24 protein-coding genes are annotated in these 23,759 nt (G+C 45.8%); 15 read left to right on the top strand and 9 right to left on the bottom strand.

What is annotated here, in order from left to right; genetic code table 11:
* Positions 1-97: 97 nt before the first annotated feature.
* Positions 98-340, bottom strand: coding sequence for an accessory factor UbiK family protein (locus IEV16_RS11935; protein WP_188365948.1), 243 nt, complete (start codon positions 338-340; stop codon positions 98-100).
* Between the two features lie 97 nt (positions 341-437).
* Here IEV16_RS11935 and rnr point away from each other — a divergent pair, with 97 nt between their 5' ends.
* Together rnr and rlmB are read left to right on the top strand one after the other, a co-directional pair.
* Positions 438-2,609: a ribonuclease R gene (gene rnr, locus IEV16_RS11930; protein WP_188365947.1), complete on the top strand. Its 2,172-nt coding sequence runs from the start codon at positions 438-440 to the stop codon at positions 2,607-2,609.
* Positions 2,610-2,612: 3 nt separating this feature from the next.
* A complete protein-coding gene (rlmB, locus tag IEV16_RS11925; protein ID WP_188365946.1) occupies positions 2,613-3,353 on the top strand; it encodes a 23S rRNA (guanosine(2251)-2'-O)-methyltransferase RlmB in 741 nt (246 codons plus the stop codon).
* Here the strand turns inward: rlmB and folB are convergent.
* Both folB and IEV16_RS11915 read right to left on the bottom strand, forming a co-directional pair.
* Positions 3,350-3,700, bottom strand: coding sequence for a dihydroneopterin aldolase (gene folB / locus IEV16_RS11920; RefSeq protein ID WP_188365945.1), 351 nt, complete (start codon positions 3,698-3,700; stop codon positions 3,350-3,352). The two genes, rlmB and folB, sit on opposite strands and share 4 nt — an antisense overlap.
* Position 3,701: 1 nt before the next feature.
* A complete protein-coding gene (locus IEV16_RS11915; RefSeq protein ID WP_188365944.1) occupies positions 3,702-4,109 on the bottom strand; it encodes a hypothetical protein in 408 nt (135 codons plus the stop codon).
* Positions 4,110-4,231: 122 nt separating this feature from the next.
* On the opposite strand from IEV16_RS11915, the gene IEV16_RS11910 reads away from it, so the two are divergent.
* Positions 4,232-5,050, top strand: a complete 819-nt coding sequence (locus IEV16_RS11910) for a hypothetical protein (RefSeq protein WP_188365943.1) — start codon at positions 4,232-4,234, stop codon at positions 5,048-5,050.
* On the opposite strand, the gene IEV16_RS11905 is transcribed toward IEV16_RS11910, so the two are convergent.
* A complete protein-coding gene (locus tag IEV16_RS11905; protein ID WP_188365942.1) occupies positions 5,040-6,434 on the bottom strand; it encodes an NAD-dependent succinate-semialdehyde dehydrogenase in 1,395 nt (464 codons plus the stop codon). The genes IEV16_RS11910 and IEV16_RS11905 overlap by 11 nt on opposite strands.
* 142 nt (positions 6,435-6,576) lie before the next feature.
* On the opposite strand from IEV16_RS11905, the gene IEV16_RS11900 reads away from it, so the two are divergent.
* A complete protein-coding gene (locus IEV16_RS11900; RefSeq protein WP_188365941.1) occupies positions 6,577-8,118 on the top strand; it encodes a 3'-5' exonuclease family protein in 1,542 nt (513 codons plus the stop codon).
* On the opposite strand, the gene IEV16_RS11895 is transcribed toward IEV16_RS11900, so the two are convergent.
* Both IEV16_RS11895 and IEV16_RS11890 read right to left on the bottom strand, forming a co-directional pair.
* On the bottom strand, positions 8,090-8,560 hold the full coding sequence (locus IEV16_RS11895) for a YiiD C-terminal domain-containing protein (RefSeq protein ID WP_188365940.1): 471 nt from the start codon (positions 8,558-8,560) through the stop codon (positions 8,090-8,092). The two genes, IEV16_RS11900 and IEV16_RS11895, sit on opposite strands and share 29 nt — an antisense overlap.
* A gap of 1 nt (position 8,561) precedes the next feature.
* Entirely contained in the window at positions 8,562-8,822 is a 261-nt protein-coding gene (locus tag IEV16_RS11890; RefSeq protein WP_188365939.1) for a hypothetical protein, read from the bottom strand.
* 111 nt (positions 8,823-8,933) lie between these two features.
* On the opposite strand from IEV16_RS11890, the gene IEV16_RS11885 reads away from it, so the two are divergent.
* From IEV16_RS11885 to IEV16_RS11870, 4 genes are read left to right on the top strand one after another with little or no spacing between them, the layout of a single operon-like run.
* The gene (locus tag IEV16_RS11885; RefSeq protein WP_188365938.1) at positions 8,934-9,995 is read left to right on the top strand and encodes a sensor histidine kinase; all 1,062 of its coding nucleotides are present in this window, start codon (positions 8,934-8,936) and stop codon (positions 9,993-9,995) included.
* On the top strand, positions 9,992-10,669 hold the full coding sequence (locus IEV16_RS11880; RefSeq protein WP_188365937.1) for a LytR/AlgR family response regulator transcription factor: 678 nt from the start codon (positions 9,992-9,994) through the stop codon (positions 10,667-10,669). Before IEV16_RS11885 ends, IEV16_RS11880 begins: the two co-directional genes overlap by 4 nt.
* Positions 10,666-11,589 (top strand): hydroxymethylbilane synthase, encoded by a 924-nt coding sequence (gene hemC, locus IEV16_RS11875; RefSeq protein ID WP_188365936.1) that lies wholly within the window; start codon positions 10,666-10,668, stop codon positions 11,587-11,589. The genes IEV16_RS11880 and hemC overlap by 4 nt, the downstream gene beginning before the upstream one ends.
* On the top strand, positions 11,586-12,311 hold the full coding sequence (locus tag IEV16_RS11870; RefSeq protein WP_188365935.1) for a uroporphyrinogen-III synthase: 726 nt from the start codon (positions 11,586-11,588) through the stop codon (positions 12,309-12,311). The genes hemC and IEV16_RS11870 overlap by 4 nt, the downstream gene beginning before the upstream one ends.
* Here IEV16_RS11870 and IEV16_RS11865 read toward each other — a convergent pair.
* A complete protein-coding gene (locus IEV16_RS11865) occupies positions 12,297-12,785 on the bottom strand; it encodes a hypothetical protein (protein ID WP_188365934.1) in 489 nt (162 codons plus the stop codon). The genes IEV16_RS11870 and IEV16_RS11865 overlap by 15 nt on opposite strands.
* A gap of 74 nt (positions 12,786-12,859) precedes the next feature.
* On the opposite strand from IEV16_RS11865, the gene IEV16_RS11860 reads away from it, so the two are divergent.
* The 5 genes from IEV16_RS11860 (at position 12,860) to bfr (ending at position 16,951) form a co-directional block, all read left to right on the top strand.
* Positions 12,860-13,219: a DUF2782 domain-containing protein gene (locus IEV16_RS11860; protein WP_188365933.1), complete on the top strand. Its 360-nt coding sequence runs from the start codon at positions 12,860-12,862 to the stop codon at positions 13,217-13,219.
* 2 nt (positions 13,220-13,221) lie between these two features.
* Positions 13,222-14,826, top strand: coding sequence for an FMN-binding glutamate synthase family protein (locus IEV16_RS11855; protein ID WP_188365932.1), 1,605 nt, complete (start codon positions 13,222-13,224; stop codon positions 14,824-14,826).
* A 3-nt stretch (positions 14,827-14,829) separates the two neighbouring features.
* A complete protein-coding gene (locus IEV16_RS11850) occupies positions 14,830-16,092 on the top strand; it encodes a dicarboxylate/amino acid:cation symporter (protein ID WP_188365931.1) in 1,263 nt (420 codons plus the stop codon).
* Positions 16,093-16,194: 102 nt separating this feature from the next.
* Positions 16,195-16,410 carry a (2Fe-2S)-binding protein gene (locus IEV16_RS11845; protein ID WP_188365930.1) on the top strand — a complete coding sequence of 72 codons (216 nt, stop codon included), beginning with the start codon at positions 16,195-16,197 and terminating at the stop codon, positions 16,408-16,410.
* Positions 16,411-16,486: 76 nt separating this feature from the next.
* Entirely contained in the window at positions 16,487-16,951 is a 465-nt protein-coding gene (bfr, locus tag IEV16_RS11840; RefSeq protein WP_188365929.1) for a bacterioferritin, read from the top strand.
* Between the two features lie 44 nt (positions 16,952-16,995).
* On the opposite strand, the gene queF is transcribed toward bfr, so the two are convergent.
* Positions 16,996-17,349: a preQ(1) synthase gene (gene queF / locus IEV16_RS11835; protein ID WP_188365928.1), complete on the bottom strand. Its 354-nt coding sequence runs from the start codon at positions 17,347-17,349 to the stop codon at positions 16,996-16,998.
* A gap of 76 nt (positions 17,350-17,425) precedes the next feature.
* Between queF and smc the strand changes: the two genes are divergently transcribed.
* Positions 17,426-20,935 (top strand): chromosome segregation protein SMC, encoded by a 3,510-nt coding sequence (smc, locus tag IEV16_RS11830; protein ID WP_188365927.1) that lies wholly within the window; start codon positions 17,426-17,428, stop codon positions 20,933-20,935.
* Between the two features lie 27 nt (positions 20,936-20,962).
* Positions 20,963-21,625, top strand: a complete 663-nt coding sequence (locus IEV16_RS11825; protein WP_188365926.1) for a ComFC family protein — start codon at positions 20,963-20,965, stop codon at positions 21,623-21,625.
* Between the two features lie 74 nt (positions 21,626-21,699).
* On the opposite strand, the gene IEV16_RS11820 is transcribed toward IEV16_RS11825, so the two are convergent.
* Entirely contained in the window at positions 21,700-23,658 is a 1,959-nt protein-coding gene (locus tag IEV16_RS11820) for a hypothetical protein (protein ID WP_188365925.1), read from the bottom strand.
* Positions 23,659-23,759 lie beyond the last annotated feature (101 nt).

The following is a 23,759-nucleotide window of genomic DNA, read 5'->3' as shown; positions in this document are numbered from 1 at the left end:
CGCCATTTTGAAAAAAAGAAGCAGAATTTTAACGGAAAACGCCTGTAAGCGCCATCTTTATTTGTGCTATTGCATACGCCGGGACCAAATAAATCGCTTATTCAGCGAGCTTCATGTCATCCAGCTGCTTTTCTAAAGCCTCTAATTTGGCACGTGTTTTGGCCAGCACGGCTTTTTGCACATCAAATTCTTCGCGGGTGACTAAATCGGCTTTTTGCAGACTTGCCGTCAGTACCGCTTTCATGTTTTGTTTGAATTCCTGGCGCATGGTTTTTAAGTCTTCAGGAATAAATTGATCCACTTTATTGACAATGTCTTCGACAACTTCGGCTTTAATCATGGTAATTGGAAATTAAAAACTGTCATTTTAACATTATTTAAGGATTAAAGAAGTCATGAGGTCTATAGAACGGGTGTTTGGTTGTTATAATATGGCTATGAAAAATCCATTTAATATCAATGATCCTGAATTTGCTGCACAGGCAAAAAAATACGACCACCCGATTCCCAGTCGTTCGGCCCTTATGAATTTTCTCGACGGTGAGAAAAAATTCCTAAAACAAGATGCCATTGCTGACAAAATCGGTATTCAGAATGAGCAACAGATGGCCGGTCTGGAAGCACGGTTAAGAAGCATGGTGCGTGATGGTCAGCTTATTCAAAACCGGCGCGGGGGTTATGGTGTGCGAAAAAAACTGCAACTGATTCAGGGCCGTGTCAGTGCCCATGCTGATGGCTTTGGTTTTTTGGTGTCTGATGAATTAGATTACGATGCCTTTATCACGCCGCGCCAGATGCGTATGGTGATGGATGGTGATGTGGTGGTGGCCGATGTTCAGGTCAGTGATGCCAAAGCGAAGAAAAGCGAAGCTTTTATCGTTGAGGTGATTAAGCGTGCCCACACCACGGTGGCGGGTAAACTGATACATGAAGAAGGACTGGCATATCTTAAAGCCGATAATAATTCCATCGATAACATCATGGTGCCCAATGAGTCGCTGCATGGTGCGCAGAATAATGATTATGTGATTGTCAATATTAAAAAATACCCCTATCAAAACCGGCCGGCTTTTGGTGAAGTGATTGCGGTATTGGGACAGCAGCTTAACCATGAGTTGTCAATGCAGTTAACCATTGTCAGTGAAAGTTTGCCGCATGAGTGGCCGGCTGAGGTGGAAAAAATACGTGACACAATCCCTAAGGATGTGGATTACAAAGCCCTTGGACCCCATAAAGACATTCGCGAAATACCGTTGATTACCATCGATGGTGAGGATTCCCGGGACTTTGATGATGCGGTGTATGTAGAACCCACAAACAATGGCTATAAGCTCCTGGTGGCGATTGCCGATGTGTCGCATTATGTTAAACCCGACAGTGTCTTAGACAGGGAAGCCTATCACCGAGGGACGTCGGTGTATTTTCCCGGTAAAGTGATTCCGATGTTGCCGCTGGAATTATCCAACGGGATTTGTTCTTTAAATCCTGACCAGGACCGGTTATCCATGGTCTGTGAAATGCACATTGATGGCGCCGGTGAGGTGCAAAGTTATGAATTTTATCGCGGGTTGATGCGCTCCCATGCCCGCTGCACCTATAATGATGTCTGGCAGTTTCTGGACACGAATAAAAATCCCAATCAGTGGTCAAAGAAAGTCACAGAATCGTTGACCCATCAATACCGTCTTTATCATATATTGCAGCAACAAAAACATGCCCGTGGTGGTATTGAGTTTCATTCCACCGATGTCAATATCCACATTGGTGAAGATGGCATGGTGGATGATATTCAGCAATACGAACGCAATGATGCCCATAAACTGATTGAGAATTTTATGATTGCCGCCAATGTCTGTGCGGCCCGGTTTCTGGAAAAGCATAAGATGCCGGCAGCTTTTCGATGTCATAATCCACCGCCAGAAACCAAAGTCAAAGATTTACTGGCTTTCTTAAAAGGTTTGGGTATTCGTCCGGATTTTAAAGAAGACCCGACGCCCAAAGATTTCACCCGTTTACTGGATAAAATCCAACACCGGGAAGATGCGGATTTGATTGAACAGGTGATGCTGCGCAGTCAGTCACTGGCGACTTATGAAGCCGAAAATTGTGGTCACTTTGGTCTGGCTCTAAGTCATTATGCGCATTTCACCTCGCCGATTCGGCGTTATCCCGATTTGATGGTCCATCGCGCCATTAATCACATTGTTTATCATAAAAACAAGCCGTATTTTTACAGCCATGAACAGGCTGCTGAACGCTGTGAGCAATGTTCCATGACTGAACGTCGAGCGGAAAAAGCCTCGCGGGAAGTGGATGCCCGACTGAAGTGTTTGTTTATGCAGCAGTTTGTCGGTGACACCATGGCCGGTAAAGTTTCCGGCGTCACCCGATTTGGTTTGTTTGTGCAGTTAGAGCAGTATCAGGTGGACGGCCTGATTCATGTGACTTCGCTGCCCAACGATTATTATCAGTTTGATCCAGTGAAACATCAGCTGGTGGGTGAGCGCAGCGGAACGCGTTTTCGTTTAACTGATAAACTCAACATCAAGATTGCGCATGTGGATGTGGATGATCGAAAAATTGATTTTGAATTTGTGGGTAAAGCCTAAACCATGCGCCGGATTATTTTTGGTATTCATGCGGTTGAGCAGGCGTTTAAAGCCGGTGAAGCGGTGGACAAGGTCTGGCTCCAAAAGGACAGCAACAACAAGCGGTTACAAAAATTAAAACAATTATTGGACAGGCATCATGTGATTTCAGTGGAATCTGTTTCGACTGCGCATTTGGATCAAATGTGCGCAGAAAAACACCAGGGCGTGGTGGCCGAAATAGCTCAGGCGGCCTTAAAAACTGAGCGTCAATTAAAAAACGATGTCAATGACTGGCAAGTGCCGTTGATTCTGGTTTTGGATGGTTTGGAAGATCCGCGTAATTTGGGTGCCTGTCTGCGCAGTGCAGCGGCGGCCGGTGTTACTGCGGTGATTATCAGTAAAAATCAATCCGCCCCGATTACTGCCACAACCCATAAAACCGCGGCCGGCGCCATTGCTCATTTAGACATTTATCAGGTCAGTAATATGGCGCGGGCTTTGGAGATTATTAAAGCCGCCGGTGTCTGGGTGTATGGCACCGATTGTGATACCGGCAGTACATCTATTTATCAGCAATCACTGACCGGCTCGGTGGCTTTGGTGATGGGCAATGAAGGCACCGGTTTGCGTCACCTGGTGAAACAAACATGTGACCATTTGGTGCATATTCCGATGTCCGCTGACTGGGATTCTTTGAATGTGGCGGTGGCCACCGGGGTGGTGTTGTTCGAGGCGGTGCGCCAGCGCAGCCAAAAAAGTTAACGTTGACGGTGTAGTTTGACACCCACCAGGGCATTGTTTATAGCTTCAGGTTTCTGCAGGTGTAAATCAATCGCCATGACTTTCGGGAATACCTTAAATATTTCATCAATTAATTGTTGGGCTAAATATTCAATCAGTGCACATTTATTGTGTGCTAAAAACGCCTTAAGGTGTTCTGTGAGAGTGAAATAATCCAAAGCATCAGCAATATTATCGCTGTCAGCGGCTTCCTGACAATCACATTCAAGCCTCAGGTTCACGATAATCGGCTGTTTTTGTTGTTGCTCCCAGTCATGCACACCGATGGTGGTATCAGCACGAAAATTCTCAATGGTGATGGCATCCACGTCAGTGGGTGATGTCCGGTAAGCCGGAATCTAAGAACCAGCGTTTTTGTTCCTCATCATAACGCCACACTTGTTTGTCAATCACCACTTTTTCGCGTTTGGTGTGGATGTTATACAGTTTAAGTTCAACGGTTTGGATAATGCTGTTTTCATCGGGGCCGGGCAAAATGGGACGGGGTACATAAGAACTGACGCCAAATTGTTTAAAACGGTTCAGTTCGAGTTCGGTGGGCATCACATCCTCATCTGCTTTGGGGTCCATGAAATTCAAGGCCTGGTCAAAATCAGCCCAACGCATCACTTTGGCGTATTGATACAAGGTGTGATCTAAATTTTGTTTTTTGCTCATGCGACCGCCACAGGCCTGTAACAAAGCCAGCAGAACCACAATAATCACCAGTTTTTTCATGGCATATAACCGAATAAAATATTTAACAGTATGCCATAAAACAACAATAAAAACTAAGGCTTTAGGTCTCAATAAAGTATTTTATACTGTGATAAACTGTCCATTTCTTGCCGAAAGATTCCATGATAAAAAGAGTTTTATTTGTGGCCATGGTTCTGGTTTTATCTGCCTGCGCGCCCAAATACAGTTACCGCCCGGATGATTTTCCGCCTGAGAGCATCGATCGATTATTGGTGGTGCTTGATTTCACCCAATTTGTGGATGATGTGGGTGAGGTGTTTGATTACAACATGACCGACAACCAAAAACGCGCCGCGGTGTTACAAGCTGATATCAGCCGTGTGTTGCAGGACAAAGGTTACAGTGGCCGGTTTGAATTTGCCCTGCTGGCCAGTGGTTTGGGTTTTAATCCTGAGTGGGGTTTTGAGTATTATCAGAATAATGAATTGTTAGAAGACCTGATTTACCCGCCCTTTTATCTGACCAGTTCGTATCCCGGTGCAGTTCAGGATGAATTAATTCATTCCTATATTGAGGCACAACGCATTGCCACCACCGATGTGTCTGAAGACACCCTCAATTATCTGAACCGGGTTCGTTTAACGCCGGTCAACTTATGGCCAACATCGGAAGATGCAATTGTTGAAGAACATAATTTTCGGGATAAGGTAGCCATATTACATGTGCGGGTGCTTGTGCCTCGGGTGTCCTTTGTCAAAGCCATGGGTATGAGCGTGGTTACTGCAGGACTTACTTTGGGTGCCACCAGCGGTGCTTTTATCGGGGTGGCAGTGCCCATGGGACGTCCTCACAGCACCGCTTTATTGTTTTCCAACGAAACCGGCAAAGTGATGTGGAAAAATTATACCTTAGGTGATTTAACCCGCAGCAGTGACAATGGACTTAATAATTTTTTTAAAGACTTCCCGGTTACACCATAAAATTATCGTTTCTCAGGCGTTGACCTGTTTTCACATATACGGTTTTCTGGTTGATAAATTCTTTGATGCCGGGTCGTGATAACTCCCGGCCGTAACCGGAAATACCGGTACCGCCAAAAGGCAGTCGGGGATCAGATTTAACCAGTTCATTGATAAATACCGCGCCATCGGGAAAACGGTGCAGTTGCTTCAAAATGGTCTCTGGATCACGGGTACAAACGGTCACGCCCAGGCCATATCGGGTGGCCGCTGCGACTTTCAGCGCGTGCTCGTCGTCTTTGGCTTTAAACACCGGGGCCACCGGCCCAAAGGTTTCTTCCTGCATCAGTGGCGTATTAACAGTGACATTGGTGACGATGGTGGCTTGAAAGCGGGTTTTGGATTGCTCGCCGCCGATGAGGATTTTAGCGCCTTGCTGAACCGAACGTTGTAACTGATCGGCCAGTTCTTCGGCCAAATCAGCACGTGCCATCGGTCCAAGGCTGGTGGCCTCATCCATGGGATCGCCACATTTCAGTTGTTCGACCTTGTTTTTAAACCGTTCTAAAAATTCATCATAAATGGATGCTTCGACAATAAAACGTTTTGCGGCAATGCAGCTTTGTCCTGTGTTTTGAAAACGGGCGGTGACAGCAGTGTTTATGATGTTATCCAAATTGGCATCGGCCAGCACCACAAAAGCGTTTGAACCGCCGAGTTCGAGTACAGTTTTTTTCAGGTTTTTCCCTGCTTTGGCGGCAATTTTACGCCCGGCAGCCTCACTGCCGGTGACCGTCACGGCTTTTAATTTCGGTTGTTTAATCAGTTCTGCGGTTAAATCATGATCAATAAGCAAAGTTTGAAAACAGCCTTCTTCAAAGCCCGCCTGTTGAATCAGTTCGGCAATTTTAAGCGCGCAACCGGTCACATTGGAAGCATGTTTTAACAAGCCCACATTACCGGCCATTAAAGCCGGTGCGGCAAAACGAAACACCTGCCAAAAAGGATAGTTCCATGGCATCACGGCCAGGACGGCACCCATCGGTTCATGGCGGATAAAGCTGGTTTGGGCGTCAGTGCTGATGATACGGTCTTTTAAGAAATCGCCGGCATGTTCGGCATAATATTCACAGACCCAGGCACATTTTTCGATTTCAGCAACTGACTCATTAATAGTCTTGCCCATTTCCTGCGTGATTAATTCGGCTAAAGCCCGTTTTTGTTTTTTTAATAAACGGGCGAGTTGATACATTAAATCGGCACGTTCATCAAAATTTGTGTGGCGCCAGAAATTAAAGCGGTCATCAGCCCGTTGTAGGGCTTGTAACATGGTTTTTTGGCTAAATAGTGCGTATTTTTGAATTGTCTTATGGCTGTATGGGTTTTTGGTAATTATTTGACTCATGGTTTTTATGTTTTTGTGAATCATTCATTAATATACCGTACCTGAGTTTAAATGCCGGTTAAATCCTTGAAATGTGTTCAATTAACTTTGTTTTGATGACGGTTAGGGTATGATTTCAACATTTGTTAAAAGGTCTAAAAACATGGCGCAAAGTTCCTGGTTAGCCAACAACAAACAACAGATTTTGTCGTCGGGGTTTCCGGAAAAAATGGTGATTCTGGATGTAGAAACCACCGGTGGTAAAGCCAGTTATCACCGAATTATTGAAATCGGTTTGTGGTTCGTGGAAAACGGGCAATTGGTGGACAGGTGGCAGACTTTTATCAATCCGGAGCGCAGTTTGCCGCCAAAAATCACTGAATTAACCGGGATCACGTTGAATGACTTAAAAGATGCGCCAACTTTTGCTGACATTGCCGATGAATTATGGGATTGGCTGCAGGATCGGGTGTTGGTGGCGCATTATGCACGCTTTGATTATGGTTTTTTAAAAAATGAATTTCGTCGTCTGGGTCGGGATTACCGGACTAAACCTTTATGTTCTGTGAAACTCAGTCGACGACTGTTTCCTGAATGTAAACGGCATGGCCTGGACGTCATTATCAAGCGTTTTGATTTAGTCATCGAAAACCGCCACCGGGCGCTGGATGATGCCTTGATGATTTATCAGTTCTTTGCTCAGATTAGCTTGTTGCATGACGCTCAAAAAGTAGCAACAGCCTGCCGTGAATTAATTCAAGATGCCACCTTGCCGATTCAATTACCACCAGAGCAAGTGGCTAATTTACCGAATGCCCCGGGTGTTTATTATTTTTATGATAACAAAGATCGCCTGTTGTACATTGGTAAAAGTGTCAATCTAAAAAATCGGGTATTAAATCATTTTTCACAAGACCACAGCCAACGCAAAGATTTTAAGTTACACAATCAAATTGCTCATATTGATTATCGACGGACGCCGAGTGATTTGGGTGCCTGTTTACTGGAAAATCAGGAGATTAAAAAACACCTGCCGGTACATAATGTTCGCTTGCGGCGGGTCAAAAAAATGTTCCAGATATGTTTGCGTGGCAGTCATGGTGATGCACAAGGAATTCACATTAAACCGGTGGCTGCTGATGAGGTGCCGGATACGGATAAACAGGAATATGGTTTGTTCAGAACGGTGCGGCATGCCAGTGAATACCTCAGACAGCTGGCAGATCAACATCGCTTATGTCATCGTATTCTGGGTCTGGAACGTGCAGTGGCCGGTCGCCATTCACCGTGCTTTCGATTTCAATTAAAACGCTGTGCCGGTGCATGCTGTGGACAAGAAGACATTAAAGACCATAACCAACGGTTACGACAAGCCTTGCTTAAAACCCAGATTAAAGACTGGCCCTGGGAATCGGCGGTGGTGGTGATTGAGCAAAGTTGCCATGAGCCTGATTTGACCTGGTTGCATTTAATCGATGGCTGGGTCTATGTGGCGGCGCTCACTTCGATGGCAGAACTGAGCGATTATGGTTATGAAAGAATAAATCAGAGCGCTGTTATCAGCAGTGATGTGGTGCATAAAAATCCAATCCGCCCGGCTGGATTTAATCTGGATGTCTATCACATCCTCAATCGTTTTCTGGGTTCAAAACAAGCCTTAAACAGCCAGCCTGCACTCAGCGTTTTGCCTTTACAGTCTTGTTGACCAAGACCACAAAAATAGCGGTCATGGTGCTGCAGGGTTGCTTTTTTGCGTTGTTAATTTGTGCGTCGATGGTGATTTTAGTTTGTTGATTGTTGTTTAAAGTCATCTCAGTCTCAGACCAGCTGATTTCAGTGTGGGCGTTAATCCAAAGGTCTTCGGTTTGCGCTTTGTGCCAGCGGGTTTTGGCCTCGGCTATCACCACATCATGATTAAAACCTCTTTGTTCTAAATTGTATTTAATCAGCGACCAGCCACAAACAACCATCAGTGCACCGCTGCTACCGCCAAAGATAGTTTGTTTGTCGTTGAGGTTGGGTTTGGCCGGTGCTTTGGCGGTCAGGGTCTTGTCAGTACAGCTCAACAATTGCAGTTGCATAAAGCGAACTGATGGGATGTTTTTATGTAGAAATTGATTGAAGTCCGCTAAGGCGGGTTCGGGCATGTTATTGATTGTCTCTGAGACCCGATGGCAGTAACAGGTCAAACATGCCGCCTAAGCGTGAACGTTCGGATTTTGGAGATTGTTCTTTTTGAGCGTTGCCAGCAGGTTGTTTGTTAAGGGTGTTGTTTTTGTCTTCACTGCTAATCTGCGTGCTTGGCTTAAGCCATTGGTTATTTTGTTCAGGTTCATTCACGACCTCAGCGGCGGCGGCAAATGCCGACCACATCATGGCCAATAGAACTAAAATAAATCGAGATGTCATGGCTGTAAACACGGAACAAGTTACTAATCGCGGTCATTTTTCTATAAAATAGAGCAAATTGCAAACATTCAAGCCTGTTTTTTTACATTGCATGAGGAAAAAGTAATTAGTATGTCCGCCGATGAAACGGATCACACCCTGCCCAACAAATCCACAGCAGCCAACAACAATCAGCGCTGGTTGATGGATTTATCACAGCCGCTGGCGGTTTTTACCGTGGTGGTGATTACTCAGATGGTGGTGCTGGTGTATTCGTTGAGTTTTATTGGTTTTAATCTGGCTTATCTGAATCAATTGGCGGTGTTGAGTTTTATGGCGCAAATTCTGGCCGTTATTCTGGTGCTTATGCTGGTTTTATTGCACCCTAATCTGAACCGATTACCGGCCCTGACCGGCGTTGGCTTGGTGCTGCTGATAACCAGTGTGTTGACGGTTACTCTGACCGGTTTTTTGGTGTGGGTGGATCAGGTTTTGATGTTTAACTATGTGGATGATGGAATTTTGACGGTTGTTAAAGTATGGGTGGCGACAATTTTAACCATGGTGCTATTATTGCGCTATTTTTACGTTCAAAATCAATGGCAGCAGCAGATTAAAGCCCTCGCTGAGGCACAAATGAATGCCTTCCAGGCGCGCATGAAACCCCATTTTTTATACAATTCCCTGAATTCCATTGCCAGTTTGATCGCCATCGATCCACCGGCTGCAGAACAGGCGGTGATGAATTTATCGGGTCTGTTCAGAAAGGCCTTTACCCAAAGGCAGCAGAATATGACGCGATTAGCCAAGGAGTTGGAATGGGTTAATCAATATTTGGCCATTGAACATCTGCGCCTGGCTGATCGGTTGCAGTATCAGCAGCAGGTGGATGACAGTTTGCTTGAACAACGCATTCCTTTATTGACTATTCAGCCGCTGATTGAAAATGCTGTGATTCATGGTATTGCGCATCTGGCGAATGGGGGGTGTATCAAGCTGACCATTGAACGCTATAATCAGCACATGAAAATAACCGTAGAAAATCCAATGGATATCAGCCGCATTAAAAGCGGTTGTGGCACGGCTTTGGATAATATTAAGACCCGATTAGCTCTGCATTATGGCCGGGATGGCTCTTTAACCACCTCGCAGACAGCGGATTGTTTTAAAGCTCAGGTACTGATACCGTTATGAATATTCTGATTGTGGATGATGAGCCATTGGCACGGCGGCGCTTGGCCGGTTTATTGGCACATTTAGGTTCGCATCAGATTAGTATGGCGGATCATGGCGAACAGGCGTTAACCAAAATGGCTGAGCAGTATCCTGATGTGGTTTTTATGGACATTGAAATGCCCGTGATGGATGGCATGGAAGCGGCTAAAATTATCCATCGAGATTATCCGCAAACGGCGATTGTTTTTTTAACCGCCCATGAGCAATTTGCCTTGCCGGCATTTGATGTGAAAGCGGTGGATTACCTGCTAAAACCGATCTCCGGTGAGCGATTGCAGGAAACCCTGGATCGCATTGATGGAAATCAAAAAGACGCCATTCAATTTAAAGACGGCGGACGTTTTTTGCGCTTGCCGGTCAATCAGGTGGCCTGTTTTCAGGCAGAAGATAAGTACGTCACCGCCCATTTAAAAGAAAAAAAATATTTATTGGACCAAAGTTTGACGGAATTGGCCCAAAAATACCCACAATTTATTAGAATACACCGCAGCTGGTTGGTGAATGTGCTTTTTTTGCGTGGTATCGACAGCGATGAAACGCATTGCCCGGTGGCTTTACTGAAACAGCTTGATTTAAAGCCGCCCATCAGTCGCAGACAATTACCCAATGTGAAAGACTATTTACAAACATGACTAAAAAAATTTTGACCCTCGCCACCCGCGATTCGGCCTTGGCCCTGTGGCAAACCAAGCATGTGGCCGCCGCCATTGAAGCCCGAACAGATTACCGAACACAATTATTACCGATGACCACCGAAGGGGATCGTCGTCTGGAGGTCACCTTAAGTAAACTCGGTGGTAAAGGACTGTTTTTAAAAGAACTGGAACAAGCCATGTTGGCCGGCGAAGCCGATATCGCGGTGCATTCCATGAAAGACGTACCGGCCGATATGCCCGATGACTTTTTAATATGTGCGGTTCTTGAGCGGGCTGATGCCAGTGATGCCTTTGTGTCAAATCATTACCAAAGTCTGGATGATTTGCCAGACGGCGCGGTGGTCGGCACCTCCAGTTTACGGCGTCAGGCACAACTGTTGTCACTGCGTCCGGATTTACAGGTTAAGCCTTTACGCGGCAATGTCAATTCTCGACTGCAAAAACTCGATGATGGTCAATACGCCGCCATTATTCTGGCTTCGGCGGGTCTTATCCGCCTGGGTTTTGAAGACCGCATCGCGAGCCGTTTAACCGCACCCCAATGGTTACCGGCGGTGTCACAAGGCGCCATCGGGGTGGAGTGTTTGGCAAACAACTCCCAACTGGCTGAAGAATTATCCGTCCTAAGCCATGCCGACACCCATTTGTGCATTCGTGCTGAACGGGCTTTGAATTTAACACTGGAGGGTTCTTGTTCGGTGGCTATCGGCGCTTATGCCGAGGCGTTATCGGATCACAGTATTCACCTCAAGGCCGCGGTTTTCAGCCCTGACGGTGAACAGGTTCTGAACGCCCAACAACAAGGTTACGATCCTGAATCGCTGGGCCGTGTGGTGGCAGAAGATTTGTTATCGCAAGGTGCCAAAGAAATTTTGGCCTTAAGTGAGCAGGCATGAGCACCGTCATTATCACACGACCGCAACACCGTATTGAACAAGCACAAAAAGCTTATCAACAAGCAGGCTTTGAAACCATGGCGATGCCGTGTTTTGCGGTACAAACCAACACTGAAGTCACGCCTGAACAACTGGCTCAGGCGGAGCGGGCACCGCTTATTCTGATTTTTAACAGCAACGCGATTAAACATTTGTTGTTGTTGAAACCTGACTTTACCTTGTCACAGGATACCAAGGTGATGGGTGTGGGTGAGGGTGTGGCACGTTATTGGCAGGACCATTTTGATCAGCCGATTCTAACCCCGGCATCGCAGGATTCAGCCGGTATGATGGCATTACTGGACCATTATCAGCCAGACAGTCTGGTGATTTTAACGGCTGCCGGAGGTTTGGATCTGGTGCGCCGTTATTGTATTGAACGCCAAATACATTATCAGCAAATCAATACCTATCAAAGGGTGCCGTTGTCACTTAATTTTGAGGCCTTGTATGAGCTGCTGAAAACCTCAAAAAAACCGGTGCTCACCGCCACCAGTGGCTTGATTTTGGAGCACTTTTGGCAGCAATGTCCCGGGAAAATTAAAACAGCCGTATCACGCTTACCCTTAATCAGCGGGGCCAAGCGGATAAGCCAAATTGCTAAAACATTGGGATTTAACGACGTCCACACCGCTGACAGCCCTTCAAACAGCGACATGATTACAACCTTACAAAAAATCTAAGGGTCTGGCCCGTTGCCAGCGGGCTTGGGTGATTTTGTATTCACCGTTGTGTTGTCTAAAAGTGACCGTAAACAGCATTAAATCGGCATTGATGCGTGCTAAATCTTCTAAACTGAATGCGGTGGCGGCCATCGCCACAGCCAGCTTCACTTCGGCCTCTTCCTCACCATCATGCCGCCAATCTATACTTTTTAACTGTGGGTGAATATGCACCGAACTGCGCCGCATGAGCTGCAGGCGCAACATCCGTTCAATATCTTTCTTGCCCCAGCCACGTTCAGTTTCGACGGCATCACTGATGGCGGCCATAAAATCATCCACATGTCTATTTTCAACAGCTGCTTCCATGCTTTTAATCCGTTCTACAAGTCGGGTATTTTTATCAACGGTTGGTCCGCCACAACCGGTCAGTAACAACGCTATGAAGACCGCAAAAAAACAACACTGAATCATTTGGCTTAAAAACTTCGTCATAAAATTGATTTATAAATCACAAATGTCATTGTATCATGGTCAACATTCCTAAAATCCCCTCATTGGAGAACTGTATGCGTTTTAATGGGTTAATCATATTACTTCTGTCCGCCGGTTTTGCCCTGGCACAATCACAGGATAAAAGCACCCATGAATCAATCACAAATAAACAAAGTCCGCCAGAATCGGTTGAGTTGTTGGCGCAGGCAAAAGCACCCAAACCCGATGCCAACGAGGTGAATGTTATCATCAAAAAAAATCAAATCGTCGAAGAATACCGACAAAAAGGTGAATTAATTATGGTTAAAGTGATTCCGGCAGACGGCGTGCCTTATTATATCGACCCGCAAGCCAAAAATATGCGTACCGGGGCCTACAGTGACTTAATTAACAGTGGCGTTGAGCCGGTTCATTGGGTGATTAAAAGGTTTTAAGCATGACAGTCCGACAAAAATTCCTGGTATTACTGGCCGTGATACCGGCATTGACGGTGTTGTGGGCTCAATTTTGGACCGCTGCCTGGTGGCTGTTCATCATCTGGGTACCATTGTCGGTGATTGGTTTATGGGATATGTTCCAGAAAAAACAAACCCTGCGCCGTTTGTACCCGGTGATAGGTCACTTTCGTTATTTGCTGGAGTCTTTTCGCACCGAAATTCAACAATACTTTATTGAGACCGATTTAAGCGGCAAGCCGGTGAACCGGGAACACCGTGCGTTGGTTTATCAACGTGCCAAAGGGCAGCGAGACACCCGGCCGTTTGGAACCATCGTGGATGTTCAGGCTGAAGGCTATGAATGGATAAACCACTCGGTATCGCCGGCAAAAATTAAATATTACCACCCGCGCGTTACCATCGGCGGTAAAGATTGTCAGCAACCCTATCAAGCCTCATTACTTAATATTTCTGCCATGAGTTACGGTTCATTGGGTCACAATGCCATTGAAGCACTTAATTTGGGGGCTAAACGTGGTGGTTTTTGTCACAACACCGGTGAAGGCGGTATCAGCCCCTATCACATGAAACACGGTGGTGATCTCACCATGCAGTTTGGATCGGGTTATTTTGGCTGCCGGGATAAAGAGGGTCATTTTGATGAAACCTTGTTTACCCAAAAAGCCACCCGCGACCAGATCAAAATGATTGAAATTAAACTCTCGCAAGGCGCCAAACCCGGCCACGGCGGGGTCTTGCCCGGCAGTAAGGTAACCCCTGAAATAGCCGCGATTCGCCATGTGGAACCCTATAAAACCGTCGAGTCACCGGCCAGCCACAGTGCCTTTAGTACCCCGGTTGAACTGTTACAGTTCGTAGCCAAAATTCGAGCGCTGTCCGGTGGTAAACCGGTGGGGTTTAAATTGTGTCTGGGAAAAAAATATGAGTTTTTGGCCTTGTGTAAAGCGATGCTGGAAACCAATATTTTACCGGACTTTATCACCATAGATGGTAGTGAAGGCGGCACCGGTGCAGCCCCCATTGAACTCACCAACTCGGTGGGCACCCCCTTGCGGGACGCTTTGGTGTATGTCAATAATGCGCTTATCGGCACTGGTTTAAGGCCCCATCTGAAAATTATCGTGGCGGGTAAAATTATCTCGGCTTTTCACATGATAAAAGCCCTGGCGCTGGGCGCTGATACGGTGAATTCGGCCCGTGGCATGATGTTTGCCCTGGGTTGTATTCAGGCGCGGGTGTGTGACACCGGCAATTGCCCCACCGGTATCACCACCCAGGACCCGGCCCGCAATAAAGGTCTGGTGGTTGAAAATAAAGCCGAACGGGTGGCACGCTATCACCGTAAAATGCTTGAAAATATGATTGATTTGCTGGCAGCGGCCGGGTTAAGTTCCTTTGATGAACTCAGGCCGCACCACATTATTCAGCGGGTTCAAGGTTCTTTGGTCAGAAATTATGAAGAACTGTACCCCACCTTGAAAGCCGGAATTTTATTGGATGATGATCAACGGCCGGCCATGTGGCAAGCCGATTGGCAACAAGCAAACCCCCATAGGTGGCATAATCCACAACACAACAACTGACTTATGAACCTCACCAGAAAAATAATCATTTACATGATCATCGGTGCCGTTATCGGAACGGTACTTAATTTATCCAATCTGACCGCCATTGAGTTTGTCGATGTGTATATCATCAATGGCTTGTTTTATATCATTGGTCAGCTCTTTATCCTGTCTTTAAAAATGATGGTGGTGCCGCTGGTTTTTGTGTCATTGTTTTGTGGCACCACAGCTTTGCGAGAACCGGCTATGCTGGGTTCACTGGGTGGGCGCACATTGGCCTTTTATTTGTTCACCACTGCCACCGCCATCACCATTGCCTTAACCATTGCCATCACTTTTGGCGTTGGAGGCGGGGCTGAAATTCCCACGGATGTGAATTATGTGGCGGCCGAAGGCCGGACATTCACCGAGGTGATTTTAAGTATTTTGGACAATCCTGTTCAAGCCATGGCTGACGGCAATATGCTGGCCATCATTATTTTCGCCATCCTGCTGGGTTTCAGTGCCGGAAAAGCCGGTGATGCCGGTCAAAAGGTCATCAGTTTCTTTAAGGACTTTAATGAAGTCATTATGAAACTGGTGATGGTGATTATGGAGTTTGCGCCGATTGCGGTACTGGCCATTTTGGCCAAAGTGTTTGCAGAGCTGGGCTTTGATGCGGTGCTGGCATTAGGTGGCTATTTCTTTACCGTATTAATTGTGTTGTTTGTGCATGCCTTGTTGGTTTATCCAATATTGCTCAAAGTGCTGTCGGGTCTAAGTCCTTTCATTTTTTTCAGTAAAATGCGCAGCACCCTGTCCTTTGCCTTCGGTACATCGAGTTCGAATGCCACCATTCCGGTGACTTATAAAACCGTGACTGAACGCCTCGGAGTGCAAAATTCGGTGGCCTCTTTTTCGGTGCCTTTTGGTGCCACCATCAACATGGATGGCACATCGATTATGCAGGGTGTGGCCACGGTTTTTATCGCCAATGCCTATGGATTAGACTTAACCGGTGGTCAACTTGTGACGGTTGTTCTGATGGCCACCATGGCTTCAATCGGCACTGCCGGCGTACCCAGTGCCGGTTTGGTGATGTTGCAGGGCGTGTTGTTACAAGTGGGTTTGCCGATTGAAGGAATTGGTATCATTTTAGGCGTCGATCGCTTGCTGGATATGACCCGAACCGCGGTGAATGTCACCGGTGATGCCACGATTACCTGTATTGTGGCAAAATCCATCGGTAAGTTTGATGAGGATATTTATAACGATCCAAATGCCGGTGAAGAAATGCTGGAATAAATGAACAGTTTCTGAAAGGGAGCAAGAACGATTCTTATTTTGTTATTGACAATCATTATCATTGGCATTTAAAATTGGCTTTGATTTTCATTTTCATTGCATATGTACGTTTGTATTTGCCACGGCATCACCGATAAAGACATCCTAAAAGCTGCCCGATCAGGGGTGAGTGACATTTATCAGCTGGCCGCTGAAACCGGCGCCACCACCGGCTGCGGCAGTTGTCTCGAGATGGCGGAAGACATCTTAAGACAACAATCCGATCAGCAACCCTCTTTTTTGAACGTCCTGTCCTCCAACAAGCCCCAATTCGCCTGATATCTGTTTATTTAACCCCATCATTTGGCTGAAAATGTTATCATGACGGTTTAGCAAAATTATGGAGATTGACGTCATGAAAGGCGATAAAAAAGTCATTCAATTACTCAACAAAGCCCTGTATAACGAATTAACCGCCATTAACCAGTACTTCATGCACGCCAAGATGCTGGAAGACATGGGTTTTGAAAAACTGGCCGCCAAGGAGCGTGAAGAATCGATCGATGAAATGAAGCACGCGGATATTTTGATGGAGCGGATTTTATTTTTAGAGGGTTTGCCGAATTTACAGGATCTGGGCAAGCTACGAATTGGTGAAACCGTTGGCGAGATGTTTAAGTGTGATTTGGCGATGGAACTGGATGCCATTCCGGATTTACGCGACGGCGTGGAATATTGTGAGTCGGTACGCGATTACGTGAGTCGCGATTTGTTCCAGAAAATTTTAGATTCTGAGGAAGCGCATGTGGATTGGCTGGAAACCCAGCTCAGTCTGATTGAACAAGTCGGTGAACAAAATTATTTACAATCCCAGATGTAAATAAATGGACAGTTTTTGAAAAGGGGCCTTATGCAGGCCCTTTTTTATTGCTTGTGTTCAATCACCACATCGGTGTAAATACCGCCGCGCACATTGAATTTCATGGTCAGTTTTATCCAGCGCGGATCAATGGCATTCACCAAATGATCCAATATTTCGTTGGTGACCGCTTCATGAAAAGCGCCGCGATCACGGAAAGTCCACATGTATAATTTTAATGATTTCAATTCAATACATAATTTATCAGGGGTGTATTCAATCTTTAAAGTGGCAAAATCCGGCTGACCGGTTTTTGGGCACAGACAGGTAAATTCAGGGATGTCCATAATGATGGTATAATCCCGGTTTGGATTAGGATTTGGAAAGGTTTCCAATTGATCTGAGGGTTGGGTGGTCATAATAAAAACACGTTTTAATAAAGGCCGCGACCATACCTAAAAAATAAACAGAAAGCAACAAAAAATCATAGCATCCATGCGACTTTCAAAAATTAAATTAGCCGGTTTTAAATCTTTTGTGGATAGCACCGAAGTGCTGTTACCAACCAATCTGACCGGAGTGGTTGGTCCCAATGGTTGCGGTAAATCTAACATCATCGATGCGGTGCGCTGGGTGATGGGCGAAACGTCTGCCAAAATGTTGCGTGGCAGCGCCATGACTGATGTAATTTTCTCAGGTTCTGCTACCCGTAAACCGGTGGGTATGGCCACAGTTGAGTTGATTTTTGATAACAGTGATGGCCAGATTCAGGGTGAATTTGGCGGTTACAATGAAATTTCGGTCAAACGTCAGGTAAACCGGGAAGCCCAATCCAGTTATTTTTTGAACGGCAGCAAATGCCGCAAAAAGGACATTGTTGATTTGTTTTTGGGCACCGGATTGGGGCCACGCAGTTATTCGATTATTGAACAGGGCATGATTTCAAATATTGTGGAGTCAAAACCCGAAGATTTGCGGGGATACATTGAAGAAGCCGCCGGTGTGTCCAAGTACCGCGAACGTCGCAGAGAAACCGAGCGGCGTATCTTGCGCACCCGCGAAAATCTGGAGCGGTTGGATGATTTGCGCACCGAGGTGGGCAAACACATTCAGCATTTGAAACGTCAGGCCAAAAATGCTGAAAAATACACGGATTTAAAAAAGCAGTCAAAACAACTGAAAGCCGAAGTGCTGGCCTTACGCTGGCAACAATGGCAACAGCTGGCCGAACACAGCGACCAGGACATTAAACGGCTGCAAACTGAATTTGAAAAAACCAGGCGCGGCTTGACCGAAACCGAAAAAAACATCACCCTCAAACGGGACAGTTTTCAAAAAAATTCAGATCAGCACAATAAGTTACAAGAGCAGCTTTATCAGATAAATGCAGAAATCGGCAAAATAGAACAGGCCATCAGCCATGCCAAAAATCTGTCAGAAAAAAACAAACAAGATCTGTTGGCGGCTGAATATGACATAGAACAACAGCAAAAACAACGCGAAGACGATGCCACGGCTTTGCAGGCTGAGCAGCAAGTTTTTAGCGCCGAAGAACCCCGCTTAGAAACCCTGACGGCCCAGTTGGAAACCGCCAGAGAAACCAGTGAAGACCATGACACGGCGCGCCGGCTGTGGCGACAGCAATGGGATACTTTGTTACAGGAAATCAATGACCAGCAGCGACAGGCAGAGGTGGAAAAAACCAAAATTGCGGCTTTGGAAGCCGGTTTGCTGCGTCAGGTTGAGCGTTTAAACAACCGCCGACAAACCGATGCCGGCAATGAACTCAAAGATTGGCAAGCGGCTTTAAGCGAATTAGAAGAAAAACACAACAAACAACTTCAAAGTTTCGAGCAGCTCAGTCAACAATTGACCAACTTAAAATCCCAGAAAGAAACCACCCGTCTTCAACTATCGGATTTACGTCGGGCTATGGATGACAACAAGGCCGAACTGCATCAAATCAAGGGTCAGATACGGTCTTTGGATGCACTGCAAAAAGCGGCCATGTCAGAAGACAATGAGGCCATGACACACTGGCTGCACCAGCACCAATCGAATATCAGCGGTCGTTTGGCAGAAGTCATAAAAGTGGACAGCGGCTGGGAGGTGGCAGTTGAAACCGTACTGGGCGAGCGATTACAGGCTTTACTCAGCACCGGTTTGGGGTTAACTGAATTGCTGGCAGACTGGAAGTTTGGTTCTGTCACCGCGATCAGTGGGGATCAAGGTCAACCCAAAGCGCAGCCCGGTCGGTTATCGGAAAAGGTGCAGGGACCGGCTGTGGTGACTGAATGGTTAAATACAGTTTATGCCTGTGAGCGCGCAGAAGATATACCTGAGTTAAAAGCTCGGTTAAAGCCGGGAGATTCTGTGATTACCCGCGCAGGCGATTGGTCGGGTCAGGATTGGCTGACCGTACAGCGCGGAGATCGCCAGGAAAATTTTTTATTGCGTAAAAAACAAATCACCGAATTAGAACAAAACGGTGAGCGGTTGCAGCAGACCATCCGTGACCAGGAAACTCAGCTGCAGCAGTTGATTGATACCCGACAAGCCGAAAACCAACAGACCGAACAGTTGCAGTTAGATCTGAATATGGCGCATCGCAAACTGTCTGAATTGGACAGTCAGATAAAACAAAAACAACACCTCATAGAACGGGAGCAACAGCAAGCCGAACAAAAAACACAGGAAGTAACGGCTCTTCAAACGCAAATAAAAGAAGATGAACAGTCTCTGAGTGAGGCCCGGGGGCGTTTAGAACAAGCACTGCGGGCTATGAAAGAACGTCAGGCACAGAAAACGGTTCTGGCTGAACAGCAAGAGCAGCTGAATGCCGAATATGAACAGGCCAAAGCCCAGTTAAATGACATTTCAGAACAGTTTTATCAGTCCCGTCTCCGACATTCAGCGGCTGACAACAAGATTCAGTCATTGCGGCAAAATATGCAACGCGCCGATCAGAACATCAGACACCTGAAACAGCGAAAAGATCAACTCTTGACCCGCTTAAATCAACAGAACAATCCGGCCAAAGACCAGCAAAAAGCATTGGATGAACTGATTTTAAAACGTGTCCGGGCCGAACAGCAACGCAACCGGCAAAACCAGGTTGTGGCCACCTTACAGTCAGAACTGAATGACATGGAACAAGCCCGCGCAGGCCACCAGCAAGAAATTGAAAGTGCCCGCAATGCGTTGGAAAATGCCAAATTAGAACGGCAATCACAGCAGTTAAAAGCCGACGGTTTTAAAGAGCAATTAACGGATTTGGGCTATGAACCCAACGCGGTGCTGGCGGATATGGAGATTAAGCAGGATGCGGTGACTCAATGGGTGGAACAAAAAGAAACCCAGATGGAACAACTGCACCGCAACATCATACGTCTGGAACCGGTGAATCTGGCGGCGATTGAAGAGTATGAAGAAGAATCTAAGCACAAACAATACCTAGATGAACAAGATGAAGATTTGCGTCAGGCTTTAGAGACGCTGGAACAGGCGATTGCCCGCATTGATAAAGACACGCGTACCTTATTTAAAGAAACCTTTGAAGCGGTCAACAGCCACATCAAACAATTGTTTCCGCGGCTGTTTGGCGGCGGGCACGCCTATTTAGAGCTGACCGGTCATGACTTGCTCACCACCGGTGTGGCGATTATGGCCAGACCGCCGGGCAAACGGGTGTCCAGTATTCAGTTGCTATCCGGGGGTGAAAAAGCCCTGACAGCGGTGTCTTTGGTGTTTGCTATTTTTAATCTGAATCCGGCCCCTTTTTGTTTATTGGATGAGGTGGATGCGCCGTTGGATGATGCCAATGTGGCCCGGTTTTCGAACATGGTTAAAGACATGTCAGAAAAAGTCCAGTTTTTATTTGTAACCCATAATAAGGTGACCATGGAAATTGCCAATCAGCTGATGGGTGTGACCATGCGAGAGGCGGGTGTATCACGTTTGGTGAGTGTTGATTTGGCCACCGCGGCCGATTTGGTTGATGATTGATAACAAATCCATGGACGTCAGGGTGTCATGAACCGTTGTGTTGTCTGTCACTGCCATGCTGAAAAACTGCTGTGCAGGGGCTGCCAACAATTGATTCAAGCACCCGCTGCCGGGTGTCATGTTTGCGCCAAACCCTTAACTGAAATAAATCAGCCGGTGGACAATCGTTTATGTGCCGATTGCCGTAAAGAGCGACCGGCTTTTGACGGTATCGCCTGTGCCGGGATTTATCAGCCACCGGGTAGTGAATGGGTTATGGCTTTGAAATTTTCCGGGCAGCTGCATTGGGCCCGGGCCATGGCTGAACTGATGTCGCCTGTTATCACAGATTGGCCACTTGACTGGCCTTTGCTGGCCATGCCTTTGCACCGAAAACGCTTACAAAAACGGGGCTATAACCAGGCCCATGAAATCACGCGATTGATGGCTCAAGCCAGTGGTCGCCGGGTGTTGTCCGATTGCTTAGAGCGCAGTCAGTACACGGCCATGCAAGCGACCCTGCCGGAAAAGAAACGTCGCGCCAATGTGCGTCATGCCTTTACGGTGAACGGCAGCGTATTACCCGAAGCTCTTATTTTGGTGGATGATGTCTTGACCACAGGTCAAACCCTGTCTGCGGCTGCAACGGCCTTAAAACAAGCGGGTGTTACCACGGTGTATGGTGCCGTGTTTTTACGTAGTGGTGGTTAACCGAACTATTCAGCACCATAAATCTTAGATGGTTAGAAATAACTGAACAACAGACATTTTTCTGTATTGCCTTATCATTGTTCAAAACCATTAGCATAGATAACATCCAAATTAACACTGACTGAGTTAGTGTCAATATCCGTATCGCTGTATCCATCAGGTGGAGCGATGCTGGCAACAATAATCAGACCACCTGCATCTATCACATCGGATTGTCCGGTGATGTTAAAGGTCATGCTCGAATTAGCAGGTAAATCTAATAAATAATTTAGATTACCACCACCATTTGTCGCAGGACAAAATGCTCCATTGGTTTCATTGTCGCAAGTCCATGCTACATTGAGTAAATCATCCGGCAACAGATGGACAAAAGTCGCGCCTGTGAGTGATTCTGCACTGTCATTACTAACTTGGATTGAATAACTGATATCGACAAGGCTGGCTGCTTTTAATACAGGGACTTTTACAACAGAGGCCTGTGCGGGTGTTTGCTGGACACCGCTGATGGTTAAAGTCAAATTAGTCGGTGTGGCTGAAGCCGCTGTCGTCTCAGATAACGCAACTGATTCCACGCTGGTGACCAGGTTAGAATTATAAACATGTGGAATGGTATCGGTTATCAGCTTAAAGTAATAAGTCTGATTAGGGTTTAATCCACCATGGGTGTACATCACCTCATTTTTACTGCTGGTCTGATAAACCTCGGAATAAGGCCCGGTCAAATTTTCGGCCATCATGATTTTATAGTGACCATGCGCCTGATAAGTTGTTTCATCCCACTGCAAACTGATGCTGTTATCGCTGCTGGCGATTACTTGAATATTGGCCGGAAACTGCGTTTGTGTGTATTGCCAGTCTTCGCTGCAGAATGGATTACCAGACCAGCATGGACGGGCATTAATAAAATCATTGACTGCAGTGTTATTGCTATATAAGGCATTAAATCGTGTGTCTATAGATACCAATGAAGATAAATTAGTTAATGACGCTGGAATTAAACCAGTCAATTGATTGGAATTAAGATAAAGGTATTGTAAATTAGTAAGATTACCTAATTCCACCGGAATTGAACCACTCAGTTGATTAGAATTTAGGAAAAGGCGTTCTAAATTTGATAGATTGCCTAATTCTACCGGAATTGAACCACTTAATTGGTTGGAATTAAGATTAAACCAAGATAAATTAGAAAGATTTCCTAATTCTACTGGAATTGAACCGCTTAATTGATTGGAATAAAGATAGAGGTGTTGTAGATTGGAAAGACTACCTAATTCCACCGGAATTGAACCGCTCAGTTGATTTCTACCAAGATTAAGATTTTGCAAATTAGAAAGATTACCCAATTCCCCTGGAATAGTTCCACTCAGTCGATTAGAGTTAAGCCGTAGGTAGTGCAAATCAGAAAGATTGCCTAACTCTATTGGAATTGAACCGTTCAACTGATTAGATTCAAGAAACAAATAATATAAATTTGAAAGATTACCCAATTCAACCGGAATTGAACCATAAAGCTGATTGGTAAAAAGAGAAAGTTCTCGTAAATTAGAAAGATTACCCAATTCCTTCGGAATTGTTCCGCTCAGTTGATTTCTACTAAGATTAAGACTTTGCAAATTAGAAAGATTACTTAATTCCTTTGGAATTGAACCGCTCAAGCGATTGGAAGTAAGATAAAGATAATTTAAATTAGAAAGATTACTTAATTCCTTAGGAATCGTGCCACTCAGTTGATTCAAAGTAAGATTTAGCCTTTGTAAATTAGAAAGATTGCCCAATTCCACAGGAATTATACCTACTAAATTATTGCTTCCCATGCTTATTTCAGTTATGGTGTTTGTACCACAAACAATTCCAAACCAAGAATTATCACAGGGATCTCCCACCAGCCAGTTGGTATTGTCTGACCAGTTCGCCCCATCGGTTGAATTATATAAAGCCACTAAAGCATTACGCTCTGCTTGTGGCACCGCTGCCCATGCGCTTGTTGATAACAACACGGTTAAAGTCATTAAAAATTTGAGTTTCATTTTCATCACCTTCTTCATTTTGTGTATGAATATTCATTTAACCCGTGGTGCATTTAGAAAATAGTTGAAAAACAAGAAGTTACTCATAGCAAAATGCGGTATATTAA

The sequence above is a fragment of the Marinicella pacifica genome (assembly GCF_014636635.1).
In the GTDB taxonomy this organism is placed as follows: Bacteria; Pseudomonadota; Gammaproteobacteria; order Xanthomonadales; family Marinicellaceae; genus Marinicella; species Marinicella pacifica.
The sequence above is the reverse complement of the archived record's forward strand: the minus strand, read 5'-3'. Positions and strand labels throughout refer to the sequence as shown.